Origin of the sequence: Pseudomonas sp. BRM28 (assembly GCF_002939405.1) — a bacterium.
GTDB lineage: Bacteria > Pseudomonadota > Gammaproteobacteria > Pseudomonadales > Pseudomonadaceae > Aquipseudomonas > Aquipseudomonas palmensis.
In genome coordinates this window covers 3,591,075-3,606,445 of record NZ_PEFV01000001.1, presented here as the reverse complement: position 1 = coordinate 3,606,445, position 15,371 = coordinate 3,591,075, and the positions used below count along the sequence as shown (strand labels likewise).

Sequence of the window (15,371 nt, the reverse complement as noted above, 5' to 3'; positions counted from 1 at the left end):
GAGCCGCCCGCAGGCGACATGTCGGTTGCATCACTGCTTTGCTCGTTACCGCGTCACTGCGATTGCGGTGTGGAGGCAGGCTCGAACGGGAATACCCGGGCCCAGTCGGCCGCCATGTCCACGATTGTCCATTGCTGGCGGCGCGCTTCGTCCAGCGCCTTGTCCAGCCGTCCGACCTGCGACTGGCGGTCGTAGGCCCACTCACGTTTCGCGTCGGTGTGGTGCACCAGGCCCATGAAGCGCGGGCCCTTGCCGGCGGCGGTCCATTGCAGCATCTGCAGGTCGCCGTCGGAGTTGCCGAAGGCCAGGATCGGCCGACGCCCGATGATCGCGTCGATGCTTTCGGGCTTGCCCGGGCCGTCGTCGTTGTGCGCGATCCTGGCGGTACGCAGCAGGGCCGGCACGCCGTCGACCAGCTGGTATTCGGTGACGAAGCTGGAGCCGATCACCTGCTCGGGCGGCACGCCGTACACCTCGTCGGCGAAGGCGCGCATGAACGCGGTGTCGCCCCCGGAGACGATGTACACCTTGAAGCCCTGGCTGCGCAGGTAGTCGAGCAGCTCGTGCATGGGCTGGTAGATCATCTCGGTGTAGGGGCGCTGGTGGGTGGGGTGACGGGCCTTGGCCAGCCAGGCCCTGGCATGGCCGATGAAGGCTTCGGTGCTGACCCCGGTGTGGGTCACGCCGATGATTTTCAGCAGGCCGTCCATGCCGGCGGCGGCCAGGGCCTTCTGGTCGTTTTCCAGCACCGCCTTGAACGGCTGGGTGGTCTTCCACTCGGGGTGCTCGGGGGCCATGCGGCGGATCTCGTCGAAGGCGAACAGCACCTGGAAGTAGGCGGGCTGTTCGCTCCACAGGGTGCCGTCGTTGTCGAACACCGCGATGCGTTGCGCGGGGGCCACGAACTGCGGGTCGCCCTCGCGGGTGACGCTTTCGACGAACTGCACAAGGGCGGCCCTGGCGGCGCCCTGATGCCATGAGGGCAGCGGCGCATCGGCCTGGGCCGACAATGGCCAGTGCAGCAGCAATACCAGCAGCAGCCACCCACGAACACTCGGACTGGATTTCATCGCGACTCCCTGTTCTGCATTGGATTGAGCGGGCGCAGGCCGTGGCGCGCGGGCGCGGCAGGCTGGCGCGGTGAATGCCGTGCATGAAGCTGTGCAAGTTCGGCCTTGAGCGCAGCGAGCAGCGTATCGGGCGCGCCGTCTGCGCCGTAGCCGCGTCGCAGCAGCGCCAGCAGGGTGGTGTCGTCGGTCGTGGCCAGGCGCACGCTGCCCTGGCTGCGCCTGAACCACAGGTATAGCGCAGTGAGCTGCGGCGGATGCCTGGCCAGATCAACGGGCACCTGTTGCCATGCATGCTCGGCAGAGGCGAGGCGACGGGCCTGGCGTCGGGCCTGCCAGTGCCGCCAGCGGGCCAGCCAGGTCGGCCCGCGGGCTAAGCCACACCCGCCACGCCAGGCCCAGTGCCGCGAGCACCAGGGCGGCGCCGAGCCAGTGCCGCGACAGGTGCAGGCGGCCCTGCTGGCCAAGACGCTGCAGATCGTCGGCCACCGAGAACACCGGGGTGTAGGCAGGGCCAGCGCTGGCGGTGAAGGGCACGGCGGGCAGCGTTGCGCTGCGCAGGGCCTGGTCGGTGGTGCTCCACCAGTGCACCTGCACGGCGGGCAGCTGGTAGCTGCCGGGCTGCTCGATGCGGTAGCTGGCGGTGTCGATGCGCTGGCCGCCCACGACGTGGCCATGGCCATCGTCGAGGGCCTGCACCTGGGGCGTCTTGAGGTAGAGGCTCAGGCCCGGCACGGCCTGCAGCGCCGTCACCGGCAGCATCAGGCTCGGCGCGCCCTGGGCCTGCAGGGTCACGCTGCGGGTGAGGCTGTCACCCACCTTGAATGTTCTGCTTGCCGGGTTCACCTGCTGGGTCAGGCTCAGGGCGCTGGCCACCAGCACCGCCTGGCCCGGCTCGACCCCGGTCGGCAGTTGTACGCGCAGGTGCAGCGCCGCCGTGGTGGCGCTCAGGGCGGCCGCGGCATTGCCCGGCCGGGCCGTCACGGTCAGTGCGGGAATGTCCAGGGTGCCGGCCTGCTGCACGGTGATCGGGTACAGGTAGCGCATGCCGAACCAGGTGCTGCCGTCCAGGTTCAGGGTCAGGTGCTGGGCCTGGTCGCCGGGTGGGGTGACCAGTGCGCCGGGCACGCTCAGCGTCGGCAACTGCGGGGCGCCGGTGAACCAGGTGTCGGTGAGCACGTCCAGCTGCAACTGCACGGTTTCACCCACCACCACGCTGTCGCCCCCCAGCAGTTGCGCCTGCACCCGCAACTGCGGGTCGGCGGCAAGCGCACAGCTGCACAGCAGCCAGGCCAGGAGCAGGCCGACAAGCCTCATGGCGCCCCCCTGGCAGCCTGGTCCTGCAGGCTGAACTTGCGCTTGAGAAACTGCGCGGGCGAGGTGGTGAGGTTCTGCAGCCACAGGGCGTCCGAGGTCGCCTGCGGGGTCTGCACCTGCTTGCTCGGGCCCTTGCCGGCCGGCTTGTCGAAGGCCACCTGGTCGGCCTGCACCTCTGGGGCGTTCTGCTGCGCCGACTCGGTGTCCTTCTGCAGGGCGATGGCCAGGGCGAGGTTGGCCTGGGCCTCGGCAAACCCCGGTTGCAGGGCCAGTGCCTGGCGATAGGCGGCGATGGCCTGGTCGAACTTGAAGCGGCGGGTGTAGATATTGCCCAGGTAGAAATAGGCCGGTGCGGTGTGCAGGCGCGCGAAACTGGCCAGCGCCAGGTCGTAGTCGGCCCCTTGGTAGGCGGCAATGCCCTTCCAGTAAGGGTCCTGAAAGTGCGCGGCCGCGGCGGGCAGGTGGTGGTGTTCGAAGGCCCAGCGACCCTGCTGGTCGGGGGTCATGAATGCATCCACCAGGGCATTGGCGCGCGCCCCGTCCGGGGCCAGCACCAGGCCCAGCAGCAGGCACGCGCTCCAGTTCAGGCTCCAGCCGCGGCGGATGCACAACTGGGCGATCAGCAGCAACGGCCAGCACAGCCAGTAGCCGGCGTCTTTCCAGCGCAGCTGCTGGCTGGCCGGGTCGGCGTCGGCGAAGTGCTGCTGGGCATGGGCCTCGATCCAGTCCAGGTCGTCATCGTCGGGGGTCAGGCTGCCCAGTGGTGCATCCAGCGCCCTGGCCAGTTGTTCGAGGCCGGCCTTGTCGAAGCGGCCCAGTTGCGGCCGGCCGTTGCTGTCGGTGCGCGGCTGACCGTCGGCGCCCCTGACCAGGCCGCCATCGCTGCTGCCCACCGCCAGCACCAGTACCTGCAGCAGGCTGGCGTCCAGGGCCTTGCCCAGCGGGGCCAGTTGCGTGGTGTCGGCACCGTCGGTGAGCAGCACCAGGGTGGCGGGGCCGGGCTCGGCGGCGATCAGTTTACGGGCCAGCCCCACCACGGCCAAAACGTTCTTGCCAGGCTGTTCGATCAGGTCGCTGCCCAGCGCCTGGATGAAGCTGTCGAGCAGCGCCGGGTCGCGGGTGGGGGGCAGCACCAGGTGTGCGCTGCCGGCATAGGCGATCAGCCCGGTGGCTGCGCCCTGGCGGCGTTGCACCAGGCTGTGCAGCTTGTGCTTGGCGGCCTCCAGGCGGGTGGGCGAGAGGTCGCTGGCGTCCATCGAGCCGGACAGGTCCAGGGCCAGGATCAACGGCGCGCGGTTGTCGAGAAACTGCGGGCGGTCCTGCTCCCAGGTGGGGCCGGCAGCGGCCAGTGCGCCGAGTGCGAGCAGGGCCGCCAGCAGGTGTATGGGGCGAATGCGGTGCCGGTCGTGGCCGTCCATGCGCAGGTGCGCCAGCAGTTGCGGGGCGATACTCACGTTCAGCGCCTGGCCGCGCTGGCGGCGCCAGGCCAGCACCAGCAGCACAGCGGGCAGCCAGAGCCACAGCCACAGCGGGCGCAGAAAATGCAGGTTGTTCAGGTCAATGTCCATGCGCGGGCGCCTCCGCTGGCAGGCGCCTGCGCCACCACGCTGCCGCCAGGGCGAGCAGGTGGTACAGCGTCAGCAGCAACAGGGCCGCGCCCAGCGGCAGCCAGAACAGGTCGCGCTTGGGTTGGTGGCTGTAGGTCTTCACCGCGTGCGGGGTGAGCGTGTCGAGGGTGGCGTACACCTGTTGCAGGGCATCGCGGTCCTGGGCCCGGAAGAACTGCCCGCCGGTGACGGTGGCGATCTGCTGCAAGGTCGGCAGGTCGACCTTGGCCTCGGCTTCGGCCTGCGGGTCGCCGATGCCGATGGTATGGATCACCACCCCGCGGGCCGCGGCGATCTGGGCGGCGTGGGCGGGGGTGATGGCGCTGCTGGTGTCGTTGCCGTCGGTCAGCAGGATCAGCACCTTCTGCGGCTCGTGAGCCTGCTCCAGCAGCTTGAGGCTCAGGCCGATGGCATCGCCGATGGCGGTGTTGGGCCCGGCCATGCCGACGTCGGTCTGCTGCAGCAGGATCGACAGGCTGGCGTGGTCCAGGGTCAGCGGTGCCTGGGCGTAGGCGCCGCTGCCGAACACTACCAGGCCGAGACGGTCCTGCTGGCGCCTGGCGATGAAGTCGGCGACCACCGCCTTGACCGCGCTGATGCGCGAAACCGGTTTGCCGTCGGCGTTCTTGAGGTCGACGGTCTGCATCGACTGGGAGATGTCGATGGCCAGCATCAGGTCGCGTACCGGTGCCTGGTGCTCGATGGGGGGCTCGACCAGCACCGGGCGTGCCACGGCCAGGCACAGCAGTGCCCACACCAGCCAGTGCAACAGCAGCTGCCAGCGATTGGCCCGGGTGCCGGGCAGGCGCGGACGCTGCCCGGTGGCCTGGCTGATGGCCTCGAAGAACGGTACGCGCAAGGCGCTGCGGGCTTCCTGATAGGGCGGCAGGTAGCGGTAGCCGAGCAAGGGCAGCGCCAGCATCAGCAACAGCCAGGGGTAATCAAGCTGCCACATGATGATGCTCCACCCAGGCGCGGCTGTAGCCCAACAGCGCTGACGCATCGATTTCGTGCAGGCGGCTGTCGGGGGCATAGGCCAGCTGCGCCAGTTGCCAGGCGAAGTCGGCGGGCAGCGGGGTGCTTGAATGGCTCACCAGAAACGCCTGCCAGTCGGCGGCATGCAGCGGGGCCACGGCCGGAGCCTCGGGCATCGACAGGGCCACGCGCTTGAGCAGCTCGGGCACTTCGCGCAGGGCCTGCACGCGCCGGGTCTGATCTGCCATTGCCTGTTCCAGCTGGCGCAGGCGTGCCAGGGCTTGGCGGCGGTAGCGGTCGCGCTGCCAGCGGCGCAGGCGCAGCGCCGCCCACAGCAGCAGCCCGGCCAGCAGCAATGCCGCCAGCAGCGCCCAGCCCCAGGTTTGTGGCCAGTAGCTGACGGCGGGCGGCAGCGCCAGCTCCTTGAGCTGGTCGACGCTGGGCACTGGCGCGGTCATGCCGGTGGCCTGCGCAGCTTGCCCAGTTCCATGCGCAGCTGTTGGGCGGCAGGCAGGGCGGTGCTGAACATCAGCAGCGGCACCTGGCTGCGGCGCAGCATCTGCGCCACGTCGTGCAGGCGGCCACTGAGAAACTCGCTCAAGGGTTTGTGCACCTGACGCCGCTCCACCGCCAGCTCCACCTGCAACTGGCCCTGGGTCACCAGCAGGCGCCCCTGGCGTGGCAGGTCGAGGGCCAGCGGGTCGTAGACCTGCAACGCGATCACGTCGTTGTGGGTACGCAGCTGGCGCAACTGATGCAGGGTGCGTTCGCCGGCACCGGCGAAGTCGCTGATGAAGCAGATCAGGCAGTCGTGCGCGGCCAGCGCCAGGCAGCGCTGCAGGACTGTGTCGAGGCCGTGCGCAGCATCGCCATCGGGTACATCCGCCGACAGCGCCTGGTTGAACTGTGCGGCCCTGGCGCAGATCGCCTGGACCCGGCTGCGGCTGCGCAGCGGCGCCAGGTATTCGATGCGGGTGTCGTCGAACAGCAGGGCGCCGACCCGGTCGCCTGCCGCCAGCGCGATCCACGCGCACAGCGCGGCCAGTTGCGCGGCCAGCGCCGACTTGAAGCTGACCTGCGAGCCGAAGAACATCGACATGCGCTGGTCGAGCACCACCAGCACCGGCCGGTCGCGTTCTTCGGTGAAGGTGCGTACCACCGGCGTGCCGGTGCGCAGGCTGGCCCTGCAGTCGAGATGGCGCAGGTCGTCGCCGGGCTGGTAGCGGCGCAGCTCGTCGAAGTTCAGGCCGCGCCCGCGCAGGCGCGAGGCGTGGCTGCCGGCCAGCACGCTGGCCCTGGGCTGGCGCGCCAGAAAGCTCAGGCCGCGGGCATCGAACGCCAGCGCTATCAGCTGCGCCAGCGATACGTAGACGTGCCCGTCGGGTTGCTGCGCCGGTGCTGGCATATGCGGTCCTCAGGCCGGGATGGCCACCTTGTCGAGCAGGCGGTCGAGTACCTCGCTGCTGGTCACGCCGTCGGCCACCGCGTCGTAGCTCAGTTGCAGGCGATGGCGCAGCACCGGGTGGAGCATGGCGCGCACGTTGTCGGGCGAGACGAAGTCCTGGCCCTGCAACCAGGCATCGGCGCGCGCGCAGCGGTCCAGCCCGATGCCGCCGCGCGGGCTGGCGCCCAGCTGCAGCCAGCGCGCCAGGTCGGCGTCGTAGTCGGCGGGGTGGCGGGTGGCGTTGACCAGTGCGATCAGGTAGCTGTCGATGGCCGGGGCCACGTGAATGGCCGCCACTTCCCGGCGGGCCTGGAAGATCACCTCCTGGCCGAGGCTGAAGCTGTCGCTGGCCGCCTTGGCCGCCGCCCGCTGTTCCTCCTGGCGCAGCAGTTGCAACACCTGGCCTTCATCGGCTGGCGCGGGGTAATCCAGCAGCACCTTCATCAGGAAGCGGTCCATCTGCGCCTCGGGCAGCGGGTAGGTGCCTTCCTGCTCGATGGGGTTCTGGGTGGCGATCACCATGAACAGGTCGGGCAGCCTGTGACTGGTGCCGGCCACGGTGATCTGGCGCTCCTCCATGGCTTCGAGCAGCGCCGCCTGCACCTTGGCCGGGGCGCGGTTGATCTCGTCGGCCAGGATCAGGTTGCCGAACAGCGGGCCGGGCTGGAAGCGCACCTGGTGCTGGCCCTCGACCTGTTGCAGCACCTCGGCGCCGGTGATGTCGGAGGGCAGCAGGTCGGGGGTGAACTGGATGCGGCTCATGCGTGCATCCAGGTGCCGGGCCAGGGCCTTGACCGTGCGGGTCTTGGCCAGGCCCGGCAGGCTCTCGAGCAGCACGTGCCCGTTGGCCAGCAGGCCCACCAGGATCTGGCGAATCACCTGGTCCTGGCCCAGCACCGAGGCGGCGATGGCGGCGTGCAGGGCATTGATGTCGGTGAGGGCGCTCATGGGCATTCCTTTGGGTCGGGTGGGTTCACCATGGCGCAGGCACCACGATGAACTGCACGTTGCTGCCGACGTACTGCGGCTGGTACCAGGTGGCGCCGCAGTGCTGGTAGGCCACGCCGTTGGCGACCACCGACACGCAGTCCGGCGGTACCTCGGCCACCTGGGTGCCGATGGCGATGGCCGTGGCAGTGGTGGCACCGACCACGGCAGCGGCGGCCCAGGGGTGATACCAGTCGTCCGGGTGCGGCGGTGGCGGTGGCGGTGGTGGCGGCATCGGGCCGGGGCCGGGCGGGTGAGGGCCCGGGCCCGGTGGATGCGGTGGCGGGCCCGGTGGGTGCGGCCCAGGGCCGGGCTGCGGATGCGGAGGCGGCGCCGGGTGGGGCGGCATCGGCTGCGGATGCGGGGGCATCGGGTGCGGCATGGGCTGGTAATGCGGCGGCGGGGGGGCGAAGTGGCCGCCCCCGGCGTGATAGGGCACCACGAAGGTACGCCCGCCACCGCCGCCGCGCAGTTGCCAGGCGTCGGCCATCAGCGGTGTCAGCAGGCAGGCGATCAGGCCCAGGTGCAGGCAGGTACGCAGTGGCGTCATGGCTGGCGGCCCTCGTTCGGTTCGCGCAGCGGCACCGCCACGGCCTTGGCCGGCGGGGTGAAGTCGAAGGCTGCCGGGTTGATGGGCGTGCTCAGGTCCCAGTCGAAGGTCACGCTGTGGCGCGGGCGCTCGGGGTCGTCGCGGCGGGTGATCATCAGCTTGCACGGCAACGGCTGCGCGCCTTCGCGTAGCCACAGTTGCCAGTCGATGTCGGGCTGGCGGAACACGTAGTGGGTACAGGCCTGGCCGTCGAGGGATTCGCTGCCGATCAGCGTGGCCTGGGTGATGCCGACCTGTTTCGCGGTCTGGGCGTTCCAGCGGAACAGGTCGGCCAGCGGCAGGGTGATGGCGTAGCGCTCGCTCAGTTGTCCGAGCAGTTGCTCGATGGTCGCCGGCGCCGCGCCTTTGCTGTAGTAGCCGTGACGACCGTCATACAGGGTGAACTGCTTGCCGTCGTAGAAGAACTGGCGCGCCGCCGAGCCCTGGTCGACGCTGACGAACAGCTTGTCGGGCTGGCGGGCGAGCACCTGGGTGTGGTGGGCGAAGGTCACCGTGGGGCCGCTGTCGAGTTGCTGGTCGGTTTCGCTGCGGGTGCTCAGGCTGAAGGCCTGCAGGCGGTGCAGGTAACTGCCCATGTTCGACAGCGCGGCCAGGGCCCTGGGGTCGAGCGGGTCGGCAGCCTTTGCCAGGGCCGGCAACAGGGCCAGCAGGGCCAGGCAGGTGAGTCGGTGCGAACGCTTCATCAGGCCTCCCATGGCTACCAGGCGTAGTTCAGGCGCAAGGTCCAGGTGTTCACATCGGGTGAGCCGGTACGTTCGGACACGGTGTCGGTGTAGGCGATCAGGCCACCGAACTGCGGCGAGAGCATGAAGCCCAGGCTGGCACCGACCAGGGTGTTGGCCTGCTTGTTGTCCTGGTTTTCGCCGTTGATGCGGGTTTCGCCGCCGAAGCTGTAGGTGGCGTCGAGGGAAGCCCACAGGCCGCGGTTGATGGTGTAGCTGTAGTGGCCTTCGACGGCATACAGCGGTTTCTGCTCCAGCTTGTTGTCGCCCAGGTAGTCGTCGTTGTCGCCGAACAGCGAAACCCAGGTGTTGACCTCCAGCCAGGTGGGGCCGATGGGGTGGCCGAAGCCGATTTCGGGTTTGACCACCCAGCGGTTGGCGCCGATGTTGATGACGCGGTTCTTGGCGTAGTCGCCATTGGGCACGGTGAGCCATACGGCGCCGGTCATGAAGGTTTCCGGGGTCCAGCTGGCGAACTCCTCGGCGGTCAGCGCCGGGCCGCCGAAGAAGTTGTGGGCGAACACGATCTGGGTGTCGCCCATGCCGCCGTTGTGCTTGGTGCCATTGAAGAAACGTGCATCGTCGAACGAGGCCGACACGTCGGCGTATGGCTGCACCAGCTGGATCGCGCTGTTGCGTCCGTCGATGCTGAACGAGCGCGCCAGGCGCAGGATGTAGAGGTCGGCATCCAGGGACAGGCCGTCGATGGGCAGGGCGGTGTCGATCGGGGTGTTGGTGTCGATACGGTTGTAGTAGCCGAACACCATGTTCAGGTCGATCGGGATGTTCTGCCAGTCACGCGCGTTGTCGGCCTGCACCAGCAGCGGCGCGCCACTGAGCACGAGCACCGGCAGGTAACGCAGGACAGGTCGGGTATGCATGGTGGTGCTCCTTCAATTGAACGCACAGGGTGCTGGCTGCCGGAGGGTCCGGTCATGGGCTGGCTACTTGCCGAAGGTCACGTTGAGGCCGGCGAACACGGTGAACTGCGGCAGGCCGTCACCTTTTTTTTCCACTGTCCACTGCGGCTCGATGAAGGCGTTGAGGATGTTGCTGCCGGCCTTCCAGGCCTTGCCCACGCCCAGGCCCAGCGGGATGTAGTGGGTGTCGTTCTTCAGGTCGAAGGTCCAGGTGCCGGTGGAGCGCAGGTACCAGCCCTTGGGCAGGTTGTGGATGATGAATGGCTGCAGGGTGGCGGTTTCGACGTGGGCGCGGTCATGGTCGCCGGCAAACGAGCTCTGGTACTGCACCAGCGCCCCGAGCAGCCCGCGTGGCGAGGCGTCGATGGCCACCGCCGCCAGCCCCGCCTGCCACTTGCCGGTGCCCAGCTCGTCGTGCTCGGCAGTGGGGGCGGTGAGCTGCGGGCCGATGCCCAGCTGCACGCCTTCGGTCTTGAGCAGGAAGATGTCGAACAGGTTGAGGTCGCCGATGCCGGTGCTGTAGCCGCCGTGGGGGTCGGGTCGAGTGCTGATGGGCAGGGTGGCGCGCAGCAGTTGCGGTACCGGCAGCAGTTCGCCAGGGGCGACCGGCAGGGTGCCGCGCACCAGAAAATCATTGGTGTGCACGTTGCTGTCGTACACCGAGGGGGTGTAGTAGTCCTGCAGGTTCAGGCCCGGTGCCAGGTTGAGCGGGTTGTTGCTCTTGTTGGCGGTTTCGGCGTTGTCCGCCAGGGCGTGCTGCAGGAACAGCAGGGCGCAGGGCAGTACGAGACAAGTGGCGGTGGTCCTTTGCATGACGGTGGTGCCTGTTCAATGTTGCGCTTCTGGGCAGGGGCCGGCCTTGCCAGCGAGGCAGGGGCCCCAGGGGGCGAATGGGCGCGTAGGCTGGCGCCGGCACCACCGGCGACCACAGGGTCACTGATACTTGATGACGATGCCCTTGAGCTTGCGTCCGTCGATGGAGCGGATATCGCGGTCCCAGAGCGGGCCACTGACATAGGCCGAAACCGGCTGGATGCGGTCGTAGACCACCACGACGGCGTCACCGCCGATACTGGCGGCCTGTTCGCGCAGCTTCTGCTCCACGTCGGTGATCGGTGGCGGCGGGGACACGCTGGCATCGACCACGATCTCGCCCAGGCGGACATGGGGGCGGGTCGGTTCGCTGCGCAGTACCTCGACCGTAGCCGCAGCGGTGGGCGAAGGATGGGGCGCCCCGACGTATTGTGTGGTGCGGGCATCGATGCTGCTGCAGCCCGCCAGCCCGGCCAGCACCAGGCCCAATGCAAGAACGCTCATGCAACGTGGTATCGACATGCTTCGACTCCGTCCGAAGTATTAATACGCTGTAACAACGTTCCAATGAAAATAGCCGCACTTGGGCGGGCCGCAAGTGACGGGCGGCGAAAGTGCGGGTTTGTTACCATCGTGTTCTTTTGGGTCGGGGCATGCCCCGACAACGCTCAGGAGTACGCAATGATCCTCACCACCACTGGCACTGTCGAAGGGCGCGAAGTCGCGGCCTACCTGGATGTAGTCAGCGCCGAATCGGTGCAGGGCATCAACGTGGTACGCGACATCTTCACCAGCTTTCGCGACTTTTTCGGCGGCCGTTCGCAAACCCTGGAAAGCGCCCTGAAAGAAGCGCGCATCCAGGCCACCGACGAAATCCGCCAGCGCGCCCGCAGCCTGCAGGCCGATGCAGTGATCGGCCTGGATTACGAAATCAGCATGCCGTCGGCTCGTGGCGGCATGGTGGTGGTGTTCGTCACCGGCACCGCGGTCAAACTCAGGTAGCCATAGGCCACTGGTCGGGTGCGACAATAAGTGACCAGGCAGTCTTCAAATGTCCGGCTAGTCTCTGAAAGCAACAGGTCACTATTTCCTAGGCATTCATCTGCGTGCCGGTAGTGATCCACAGCAGGGGAGCCGGGTATGAAGGAATCGTATTTCGAAGACGATGGTGACGAGTTTCCCATCAACAGCCAGGTGCGTTGCGGGCAAGCAGCGTTCCAGCTGGGGTTTGCCAACATGACCCTGGAAGACGCGCCGGTACGTGTGCGCTCCACGGTGCCACCGCGCAGCGAGCGCCGCCGGTTTCTGCCGGGCCTGCGCAAGAAGTAGCCACGACGCCGAAGAGGCCCCGCCATCCAGCCTGTGCTGCGGTGTGTGGGGCTTTTTCATGTGGGTTGTAGGCTATTTCGCAAACAGACGACCGGTACGCTGAATCTGCCGTTTTATGCGGCTTTCTTGACCTCGCTCAATGGGGCGACGGCTGTCGCTAGCCCCCTTGGCGGTTGTATGCCTTACTGTCGGTTCGAACGAACAAGGAGCAGTGCGATGCGCATCAGGGAAGAGACTTATTGGGCGTGGGCCGACTCTCAGCTGCACAGCCGCAGCCATGACGAAGAACTCAGCGATGGCACCAGCATCGACGTGCAGGTGCGGTTGTCGCGCACCGGGGCCACGCAGATGTTCCTGGGGGTGTACGGGCGCCGGGGCAAGGCGCTGTTCGAGGAGTACTACCCCTCGTGCCCGGGTGAAACCATGAGCCGTGCGCTGGTGCGCGGTGTGGACCGGGCCCGGGCGTTGGCCACCGACGCCGTGCCGATGGAGCACCCGCGGTTTCGTCGTCAGGCCTGATGCCTGCGGTTACGCCCTGTCGTGGCGCACAGGGAATGTGCGCAGACGGTGGGGCGAGCCAAAGCCGCGATGAGGCGATAAGGCACGCATGAAAAAGGCGACCCGAAGGTCGCCTTTTTCAATTCGCCTGGCTCAGCACAGCCGGTCGATCACCTTCACGTCCTGGCGCTCGCGGATGGCGGGCCATTCCTGTTGCAGGGTCTCCAGCACCTTGGCGACAAACGCGGTGTCTGCCGCTGCCTTCTTGCCGACGTAGCCCTTGCCACGGCGGAACATCCTGAAACGGGCGCGCATTTCACGCTTCGCATCGATCGCCTCTTCGACAGTGTGCGGCGGCATCTTGTCGATGTGCACGTCACCTGTGGCACTGACCCACAGCAGGTGGTCATCGAGGCTGTCCTTGCGGGCAGCGAACAGCTGAGCCAATTGGTCGATGGTGGGTTGGTTGTTCAAGTTGATCATAAAGCCCCCTATTACCTATTCGTCGTTGGTGAGTTCAAACCTGCGCTACTTCATGTAGCGATCTACCAAGGCTGCTACAGCAGCGTCGCAACAGGGGCTTTCTTCACTCTGCCTTTTGGACAGTCCCTCTCCACGGACAGCCCGAAACCGCTCGAACTGTCTGGAACACCCTTTGCCAGCGCTCCCGATCAGGGAGACGGCCTCATCATGCAAGGGGCAACGAATGCCGTCAATAGGTTTTGTAGTGATTTTTTTTATTCACTACAAATGACCGGTCAGTCTTTTTCGAGCTTACGGGTCGCCGCGCCACAGGCTGTTGGAATGTCCTACAAAGCGCTCTGGTCAGGGCGTCTTGGCCATGTATTGACCCGGGTCAGCGCGTACCGGCCAGGCGCTGGGGATGATAGGGGCCTGTTTTGTTGCCAAAGAAGTCCTGTCCATGAGTACCCCCGCCAATCCTCCTGCAGCGCCTGGCGCTCAACCCCTGTTGCCCGTGGGCCTGCTGCTGGGCATCGTCGCGCTGGTCGGCGTGCTGCTGTTGCCGCTGCCGGCCGACCTGCCGGTGGCCGGTCACCGCGTGCTGGCGATCCTGGCCTTTGCGGTGGTGATCTGGATCACCGAGGCGGTGTCGTACGAAGCCAGTGCGATCATGATCACCTCGCTGCTGGCATTTTTGCTGGGCACCGCACCGACCCTTGCCGACCCGTCGGTGATCTACGGCTCGTCGGCAGCCGTGAGCATGGCCCTGACGGGCTTTGCCAACCCGGCATTGGCGCTGGTGGTGGGGGCCCTGTTCATCGCAGCGGCGATGACCCACACCGGGCTGGACCGGCGCATCGCGCTGGTCACGCTCAACCGGGTGGGCGTGAGCACCCGACGCATTCTGCTGGGGGCGATGGTGGTGATCATCCTGCTCAGCCTGGTGGTGCCCAGTGCCACGGCGCGCAGTGCCTGCGTGGTGCCGATCATGATGGGCGTGATCGCCGCGTTCGGTGTGAACAAGCGCTCCAACATCGCCGCCGGCATCATGATCATCGTGGCCCAGGGCACCAGCATCTGGAACATCGGCATCCAGACCGCAGCCGCGCAGAACCTGCTGACGGTCGGCTTCATGGACAAGATGCTCGGTGCACGGGTGTCATGGATCGACTGGCTGATCGCCGGGGCGCCGTGGGCGTTGATCATGTCGGTGGTGCTGATCGTGCTGGTGCTCAGGATGCTGCCCCCCGAGAGCGACAGCATTCCCGGCGGCAAGGCGGCGGTGGCCGAGCAGTTGCAGGCGCTGGGGCCGATGAGCGGGGCGCAGAAGCGTCTGCTGGGGGTGTCGCTGCTGTTGCTGCTGGCCTGGGCCACCGAAGGCAAGCTGCATCACTTCGACACCACCTCGACCACCTACGCCGGGTTGGTGCTGCTGTTGCTGCCGCGCTTCGGGGTGATGACCTGGAAGGATGTGCAGGCGCGTATTCCGTGGGGCACGGTGATCGTGTTCGGCGTCGGCATCAGCCTGGGCACCACCCTGTTGACCACCCAGGCCGGGCAATGGCTGGGCGGGCAGGTGGTGGCCAATACCGGGCTGGATCAATTGGGCACGCTGGGGGTGTTCTCGATTCTGGCGGCGTTTCTGATCGTGATCCACCTGGGCTTTGCCAGTGCCACGGCGCTGACCTCGGCGCTGCTGCCGATACTGATCGCGGTGCTGCAGACCTTGCCGGGGGATTTCAGCCGCCTGGGCATGACCATGGTGCTGGGGTTTGTGGTCAGCTACGGGTTCATCCTGCCGATCAACGCACCGCAGAACATGGTGTGCCTGGGTACCGAAACCTTCAACGCGCGGCAGTTTGCCAAGGTCGGGATCGTGGTGACGCTGGTGGGGTACGGGTTGATGCTGGTGTTCGCCGCAACCTGGTGGCACTGGCTGGGCTGGATGTAGAAGGGCCGTTGCAAGCGGCAAGCGGCAAGCGAGGCCGAGCCAGCTTGCCGCTTGCAGCGATGCTCATCAGAAGTTCGCCGGGGTGTTGGCGCTGATGATCTCGGCTTCGTCCTGGCCGATGTTCTTGAAGCTGTGGGGCAGGGTGGTGGGGAAGTAGTAGCCGTCGCCGGAGTTCAGCACGCTGACCTGGCCGTCTACCCGCAACTCGATGGTGCCACGGGTCACCAGGCCGCATTCCTCGCCCTCGGTGTGCACGATCGGCTCTTCGCCGGAGTCGGCGCCCGGCGCATACAGCTCGCGCAGCATGCGCATCTGCCGACCTTCGACACTGGCGCCGACCAGCAGCATGCGCAAGCCACCACTGCCCAGGTCGGGCTGCTCGTTGGCGCGGAACACGAAGCGTTCTTCGCGCGGCGGTTCGTCGAAACTGAAGAACTCCGCCAACGACATCGGGATGCCTTCCAGCAGCTTTTTCAACGAGCTCACCGATGGGCTGACGCGGTTCTGCTCGATCTGTGAAATCGTCGAGTTGGTCAGGCCGCTGCGCCTGGCCAGCTCCCGTTGCGAGAGCTTGGTGCGTTCACGTACCAGTTTGAGTCGTGTCCCCGTGTCCATAGCCGCCTTGATGTCAAAAATAATGGGCGACGCATTAAAACACATTCCGTCGCC

At 67.2% G+C, this 15,371-nt stretch carries 19 protein-coding genes; 4 read left to right on the top strand and 15 right to left on the bottom strand.

The genetic code is table 11. The annotated features are described in order from the left end of the window. Nucleotides 1-53 precede the first annotated feature (53 nt). The 13 genes from CR917_RS16970 to CR917_RS16905 all read right to left on the bottom strand — a co-directional run bounded on the left by CR917_RS16970 (nt 54) and on the right by CR917_RS16905 (nt 10,966). Nucleotides 54-1,070, bottom strand: coding sequence for an HAD family phosphatase (locus tag CR917_RS16970; protein WP_043859767.1), 1,017 nt, complete (start codon nt 1,068-1,070; stop codon nt 54-56). Continuing rightward, entirely contained in the window at nt 1,067-1,348 is a 282-nt protein-coding gene (locus CR917_RS16965; protein WP_104572651.1) for a hypothetical protein, read from the bottom strand. Before CR917_RS16965 ends, CR917_RS16970 begins: the two co-directional genes overlap by 4 nt. Next, nucleotides 1,338-2,384, bottom strand: a complete 1,047-nt coding sequence (locus CR917_RS16960) for a BatD family protein (RefSeq protein ID WP_104572650.1) — start codon at nt 2,382-2,384, stop codon at nt 1,338-1,340. Before CR917_RS16960 ends, CR917_RS16965 begins: the two co-directional genes overlap by 11 nt. After that, nucleotides 2,381-3,952 carry a VWA domain-containing protein gene (locus CR917_RS16955; protein ID WP_100633345.1) on the bottom strand — a complete coding sequence of 524 codons (1,572 nt, stop codon included), beginning with the start codon at nt 3,950-3,952 and terminating at the stop codon, nt 2,381-2,383. Before CR917_RS16955 ends, CR917_RS16960 begins: the two co-directional genes overlap by 4 nt. Then, entirely contained in the window at nt 3,942-4,946 is a 1,005-nt protein-coding gene (locus CR917_RS16950) for a VWA domain-containing protein (protein WP_104572649.1), read from the bottom strand. The genes CR917_RS16955 and CR917_RS16950 overlap by 11 nt, the downstream gene beginning before the upstream one ends. Beyond that, complete coding sequence (locus CR917_RS16945) at nt 4,933-5,424, bottom strand: DUF4381 domain-containing protein (protein WP_104572648.1); 492 nt, start codon at nt 5,422-5,424, stop codon at nt 4,933-4,935. The genes CR917_RS16950 and CR917_RS16945 overlap by 14 nt, the downstream gene beginning before the upstream one ends. After that, complete coding sequence (locus tag CR917_RS16940) at nt 5,421-6,371, bottom strand: DUF58 domain-containing protein (RefSeq protein ID WP_104572647.1); 951 nt, start codon at nt 6,369-6,371, stop codon at nt 5,421-5,423. Before CR917_RS16940 ends, CR917_RS16945 begins: the two co-directional genes overlap by 4 nt. A gap of 9 nt (nt 6,372-6,380) precedes the next feature. Beyond that, the gene (locus CR917_RS16935) at nt 6,381-7,358 is read right to left on the bottom strand and encodes a MoxR family ATPase (RefSeq protein ID WP_104572646.1); all 978 of its coding nucleotides are present in this window, start codon (nt 7,356-7,358) and stop codon (nt 6,381-6,383) included. Between the two features lie 25 nt (nt 7,359-7,383). Next, nucleotides 7,384-7,947, bottom strand: a complete 564-nt coding sequence (locus CR917_RS27455) for a hypothetical protein (RefSeq protein ID WP_173925055.1) — start codon at nt 7,945-7,947, stop codon at nt 7,384-7,386. Further along, entirely contained in the window at nt 7,944-8,690 is a 747-nt protein-coding gene (locus tag CR917_RS16920; protein ID WP_043859781.1) for a DUF2092 domain-containing protein, read from the bottom strand. The genes CR917_RS27455 and CR917_RS16920 overlap by 4 nt, the downstream gene beginning before the upstream one ends. Nucleotides 8,691-8,704: 14 nt before the next feature. Next, a complete protein-coding gene (locus CR917_RS16915; protein ID WP_043859780.1) occupies nt 8,705-9,610 on the bottom strand; it encodes a transporter in 906 nt (301 codons plus the stop codon). Between the two features lie 63 nt (nt 9,611-9,673). Beyond that, nucleotides 9,674-10,462 carry a hypothetical protein gene (locus CR917_RS16910; RefSeq protein WP_058541250.1) on the bottom strand — a complete coding sequence of 263 codons (789 nt, stop codon included), beginning with the start codon at nt 10,460-10,462 and terminating at the stop codon, nt 9,674-9,676. A 120-nt stretch (nt 10,463-10,582) separates the two neighbouring features. Continuing rightward, nucleotides 10,583-10,966, bottom strand: a complete 384-nt coding sequence (locus tag CR917_RS16905) for a hypothetical protein (RefSeq protein ID WP_370409155.1) — start codon at nt 10,964-10,966, stop codon at nt 10,583-10,585. A gap of 177 nt (nt 10,967-11,143) precedes the next feature. On the opposite strand from CR917_RS16905, the gene CR917_RS16900 reads away from it, so the two are divergent. From CR917_RS16900 to CR917_RS16890, 3 genes are all read left to right on the top strand, one after another. Next, nucleotides 11,144-11,464, top strand: a complete 321-nt coding sequence (locus CR917_RS16900) for a YbjQ family protein (RefSeq protein WP_043859777.1) — start codon at nt 11,144-11,146, stop codon at nt 11,462-11,464. A 138-nt stretch (nt 11,465-11,602) separates the two neighbouring features. Then, nucleotides 11,603-11,791 (top strand): hypothetical protein, encoded by a 189-nt coding sequence (locus CR917_RS16895; RefSeq protein ID WP_043859776.1) that lies wholly within the window; start codon nt 11,603-11,605, stop codon nt 11,789-11,791. A gap of 216 nt (nt 11,792-12,007) precedes the next feature. After that, a complete protein-coding gene (locus CR917_RS16890; protein WP_043859775.1) occupies nt 12,008-12,310 on the top strand; it encodes a hypothetical protein in 303 nt (100 codons plus the stop codon). A gap of 132 nt (nt 12,311-12,442) precedes the next feature. Here CR917_RS16890 and CR917_RS16885 read toward each other — a convergent pair whose 3' ends face one another. Then, entirely contained in the window at nt 12,443-12,772 is a 330-nt protein-coding gene (locus CR917_RS16885) for a hypothetical protein (RefSeq protein WP_043859774.1), read from the bottom strand. A gap of 439 nt (nt 12,773-13,211) precedes the next feature. Here CR917_RS16885 and CR917_RS16880 point away from each other — a divergent pair, with 439 nt between their 5' ends. Further along, nucleotides 13,212-14,702, top strand: coding sequence for a DASS family sodium-coupled anion symporter (locus CR917_RS16880; RefSeq protein WP_054915142.1), 1,491 nt, complete (start codon nt 13,212-13,214; stop codon nt 14,700-14,702). A gap of 66 nt (nt 14,703-14,768) precedes the next feature. Here CR917_RS16880 and CR917_RS16875 read toward each other — a convergent pair whose 3' ends face one another. Continuing rightward, entirely contained in the window at nt 14,769-15,317 is a 549-nt protein-coding gene (locus tag CR917_RS16875; RefSeq protein WP_043859772.1) for a cupin domain-containing protein, read from the bottom strand. Nucleotides 15,318-15,371 lie beyond the last annotated feature (54 nt).

Coding starts and splice junctions, on each gene's coding strand:
- CR917_RS16970 (WP_043859767.1), bottom strand. CDS start 1,070: ATGAAATCCAGTCCGAGTGTTCGTGGGTGGCTGCTGCTGGTATTGCTG.
- CR917_RS16960 (WP_104572650.1), bottom strand. CDS start 2,384: ATGAGGCTTGTCGGCCTGCTCCTGGCCTGGCTGCTGTGCAGCTGTGCG.
- CR917_RS16955 (WP_100633345.1), bottom strand. CDS start 3,952: ATGGACATTGACCTGAACAACCTGCATTTTCTGCGCCCGCTGTGGCTG.
- CR917_RS16950 (WP_104572649.1), bottom strand. CDS start 4,946: ATGTGGCAGCTTGATTACCCCTGGCTGTTGCTGATGCTGGCGCTGCCC.
- CR917_RS16945 (WP_104572648.1), bottom strand. CDS start 5,424: ATGACCGCGCCAGTGCCCAGCGTCGACCAGCTCAAGGAGCTGGCGCTG.
- CR917_RS16940 (WP_104572647.1), bottom strand. CDS start 6,371: ATGCCAGCACCGGCGCAGCAACCCGACGGGCACGTCTACGTATCGCTG.
- CR917_RS16935 (WP_104572646.1), bottom strand. CDS start 7,358: ATGAGCGCCCTCACCGACATCAATGCCCTGCACGCCGCCATCGCCGCC.
- CR917_RS27455 (WP_173925055.1), bottom strand. CDS start 7,947: ATGACGCCACTGCGTACCTGCCTGCACCTGGGCCTGATCGCCTGCCTG.
- CR917_RS16920 (WP_043859781.1), bottom strand. CDS start 8,690: ATGAAGCGTTCGCACCGACTCACCTGCCTGGCCCTGCTGGCCCTGTTG.
- CR917_RS16915 (WP_043859780.1), bottom strand. CDS start 9,610: ATGCATACCCGACCTGTCCTGCGTTACCTGCCGGTGCTCGTGCTCAGT.
- CR917_RS16910 (WP_058541250.1), bottom strand. CDS start 10,462: ATGCAAAGGACCACCGCCACTTGTCTCGTACTGCCCTGCGCCCTGCTG.
- CR917_RS16905 (WP_370409155.1), bottom strand. CDS start 10,966: ATGAGCGTTCTTGCATTGGGCCTGGTGCTGGCCGGGCTGGCGGGCTGC.
- CR917_RS16900 (WP_043859777.1), top strand. CDS start 11,144: ATGATCCTCACCACCACTGGCACTGTCGAAGGGCGCGAAGTCGCGGCC.
- CR917_RS16895 (WP_043859776.1), top strand. CDS start 11,603: ATGAAGGAATCGTATTTCGAAGACGATGGTGACGAGTTTCCCATCAAC.
- CR917_RS16890 (WP_043859775.1), top strand. CDS start 12,008: ATGCGCATCAGGGAAGAGACTTATTGGGCGTGGGCCGACTCTCAGCTG.
- CR917_RS16885 (WP_043859774.1), bottom strand. CDS start 12,772: ATGATCAACTTGAACAACCAACCCACCATCGACCAATTGGCTCAGCTG.
- CR917_RS16880 (WP_054915142.1), top strand. CDS start 13,212: ATGAGTACCCCCGCCAATCCTCCTGCAGCGCCTGGCGCTCAACCCCTG.
- CR917_RS16875 (WP_043859772.1), bottom strand. CDS start 15,317: ATGGACACGGGGACACGACTCAAACTGGTACGTGAACGCACCAAGCTC.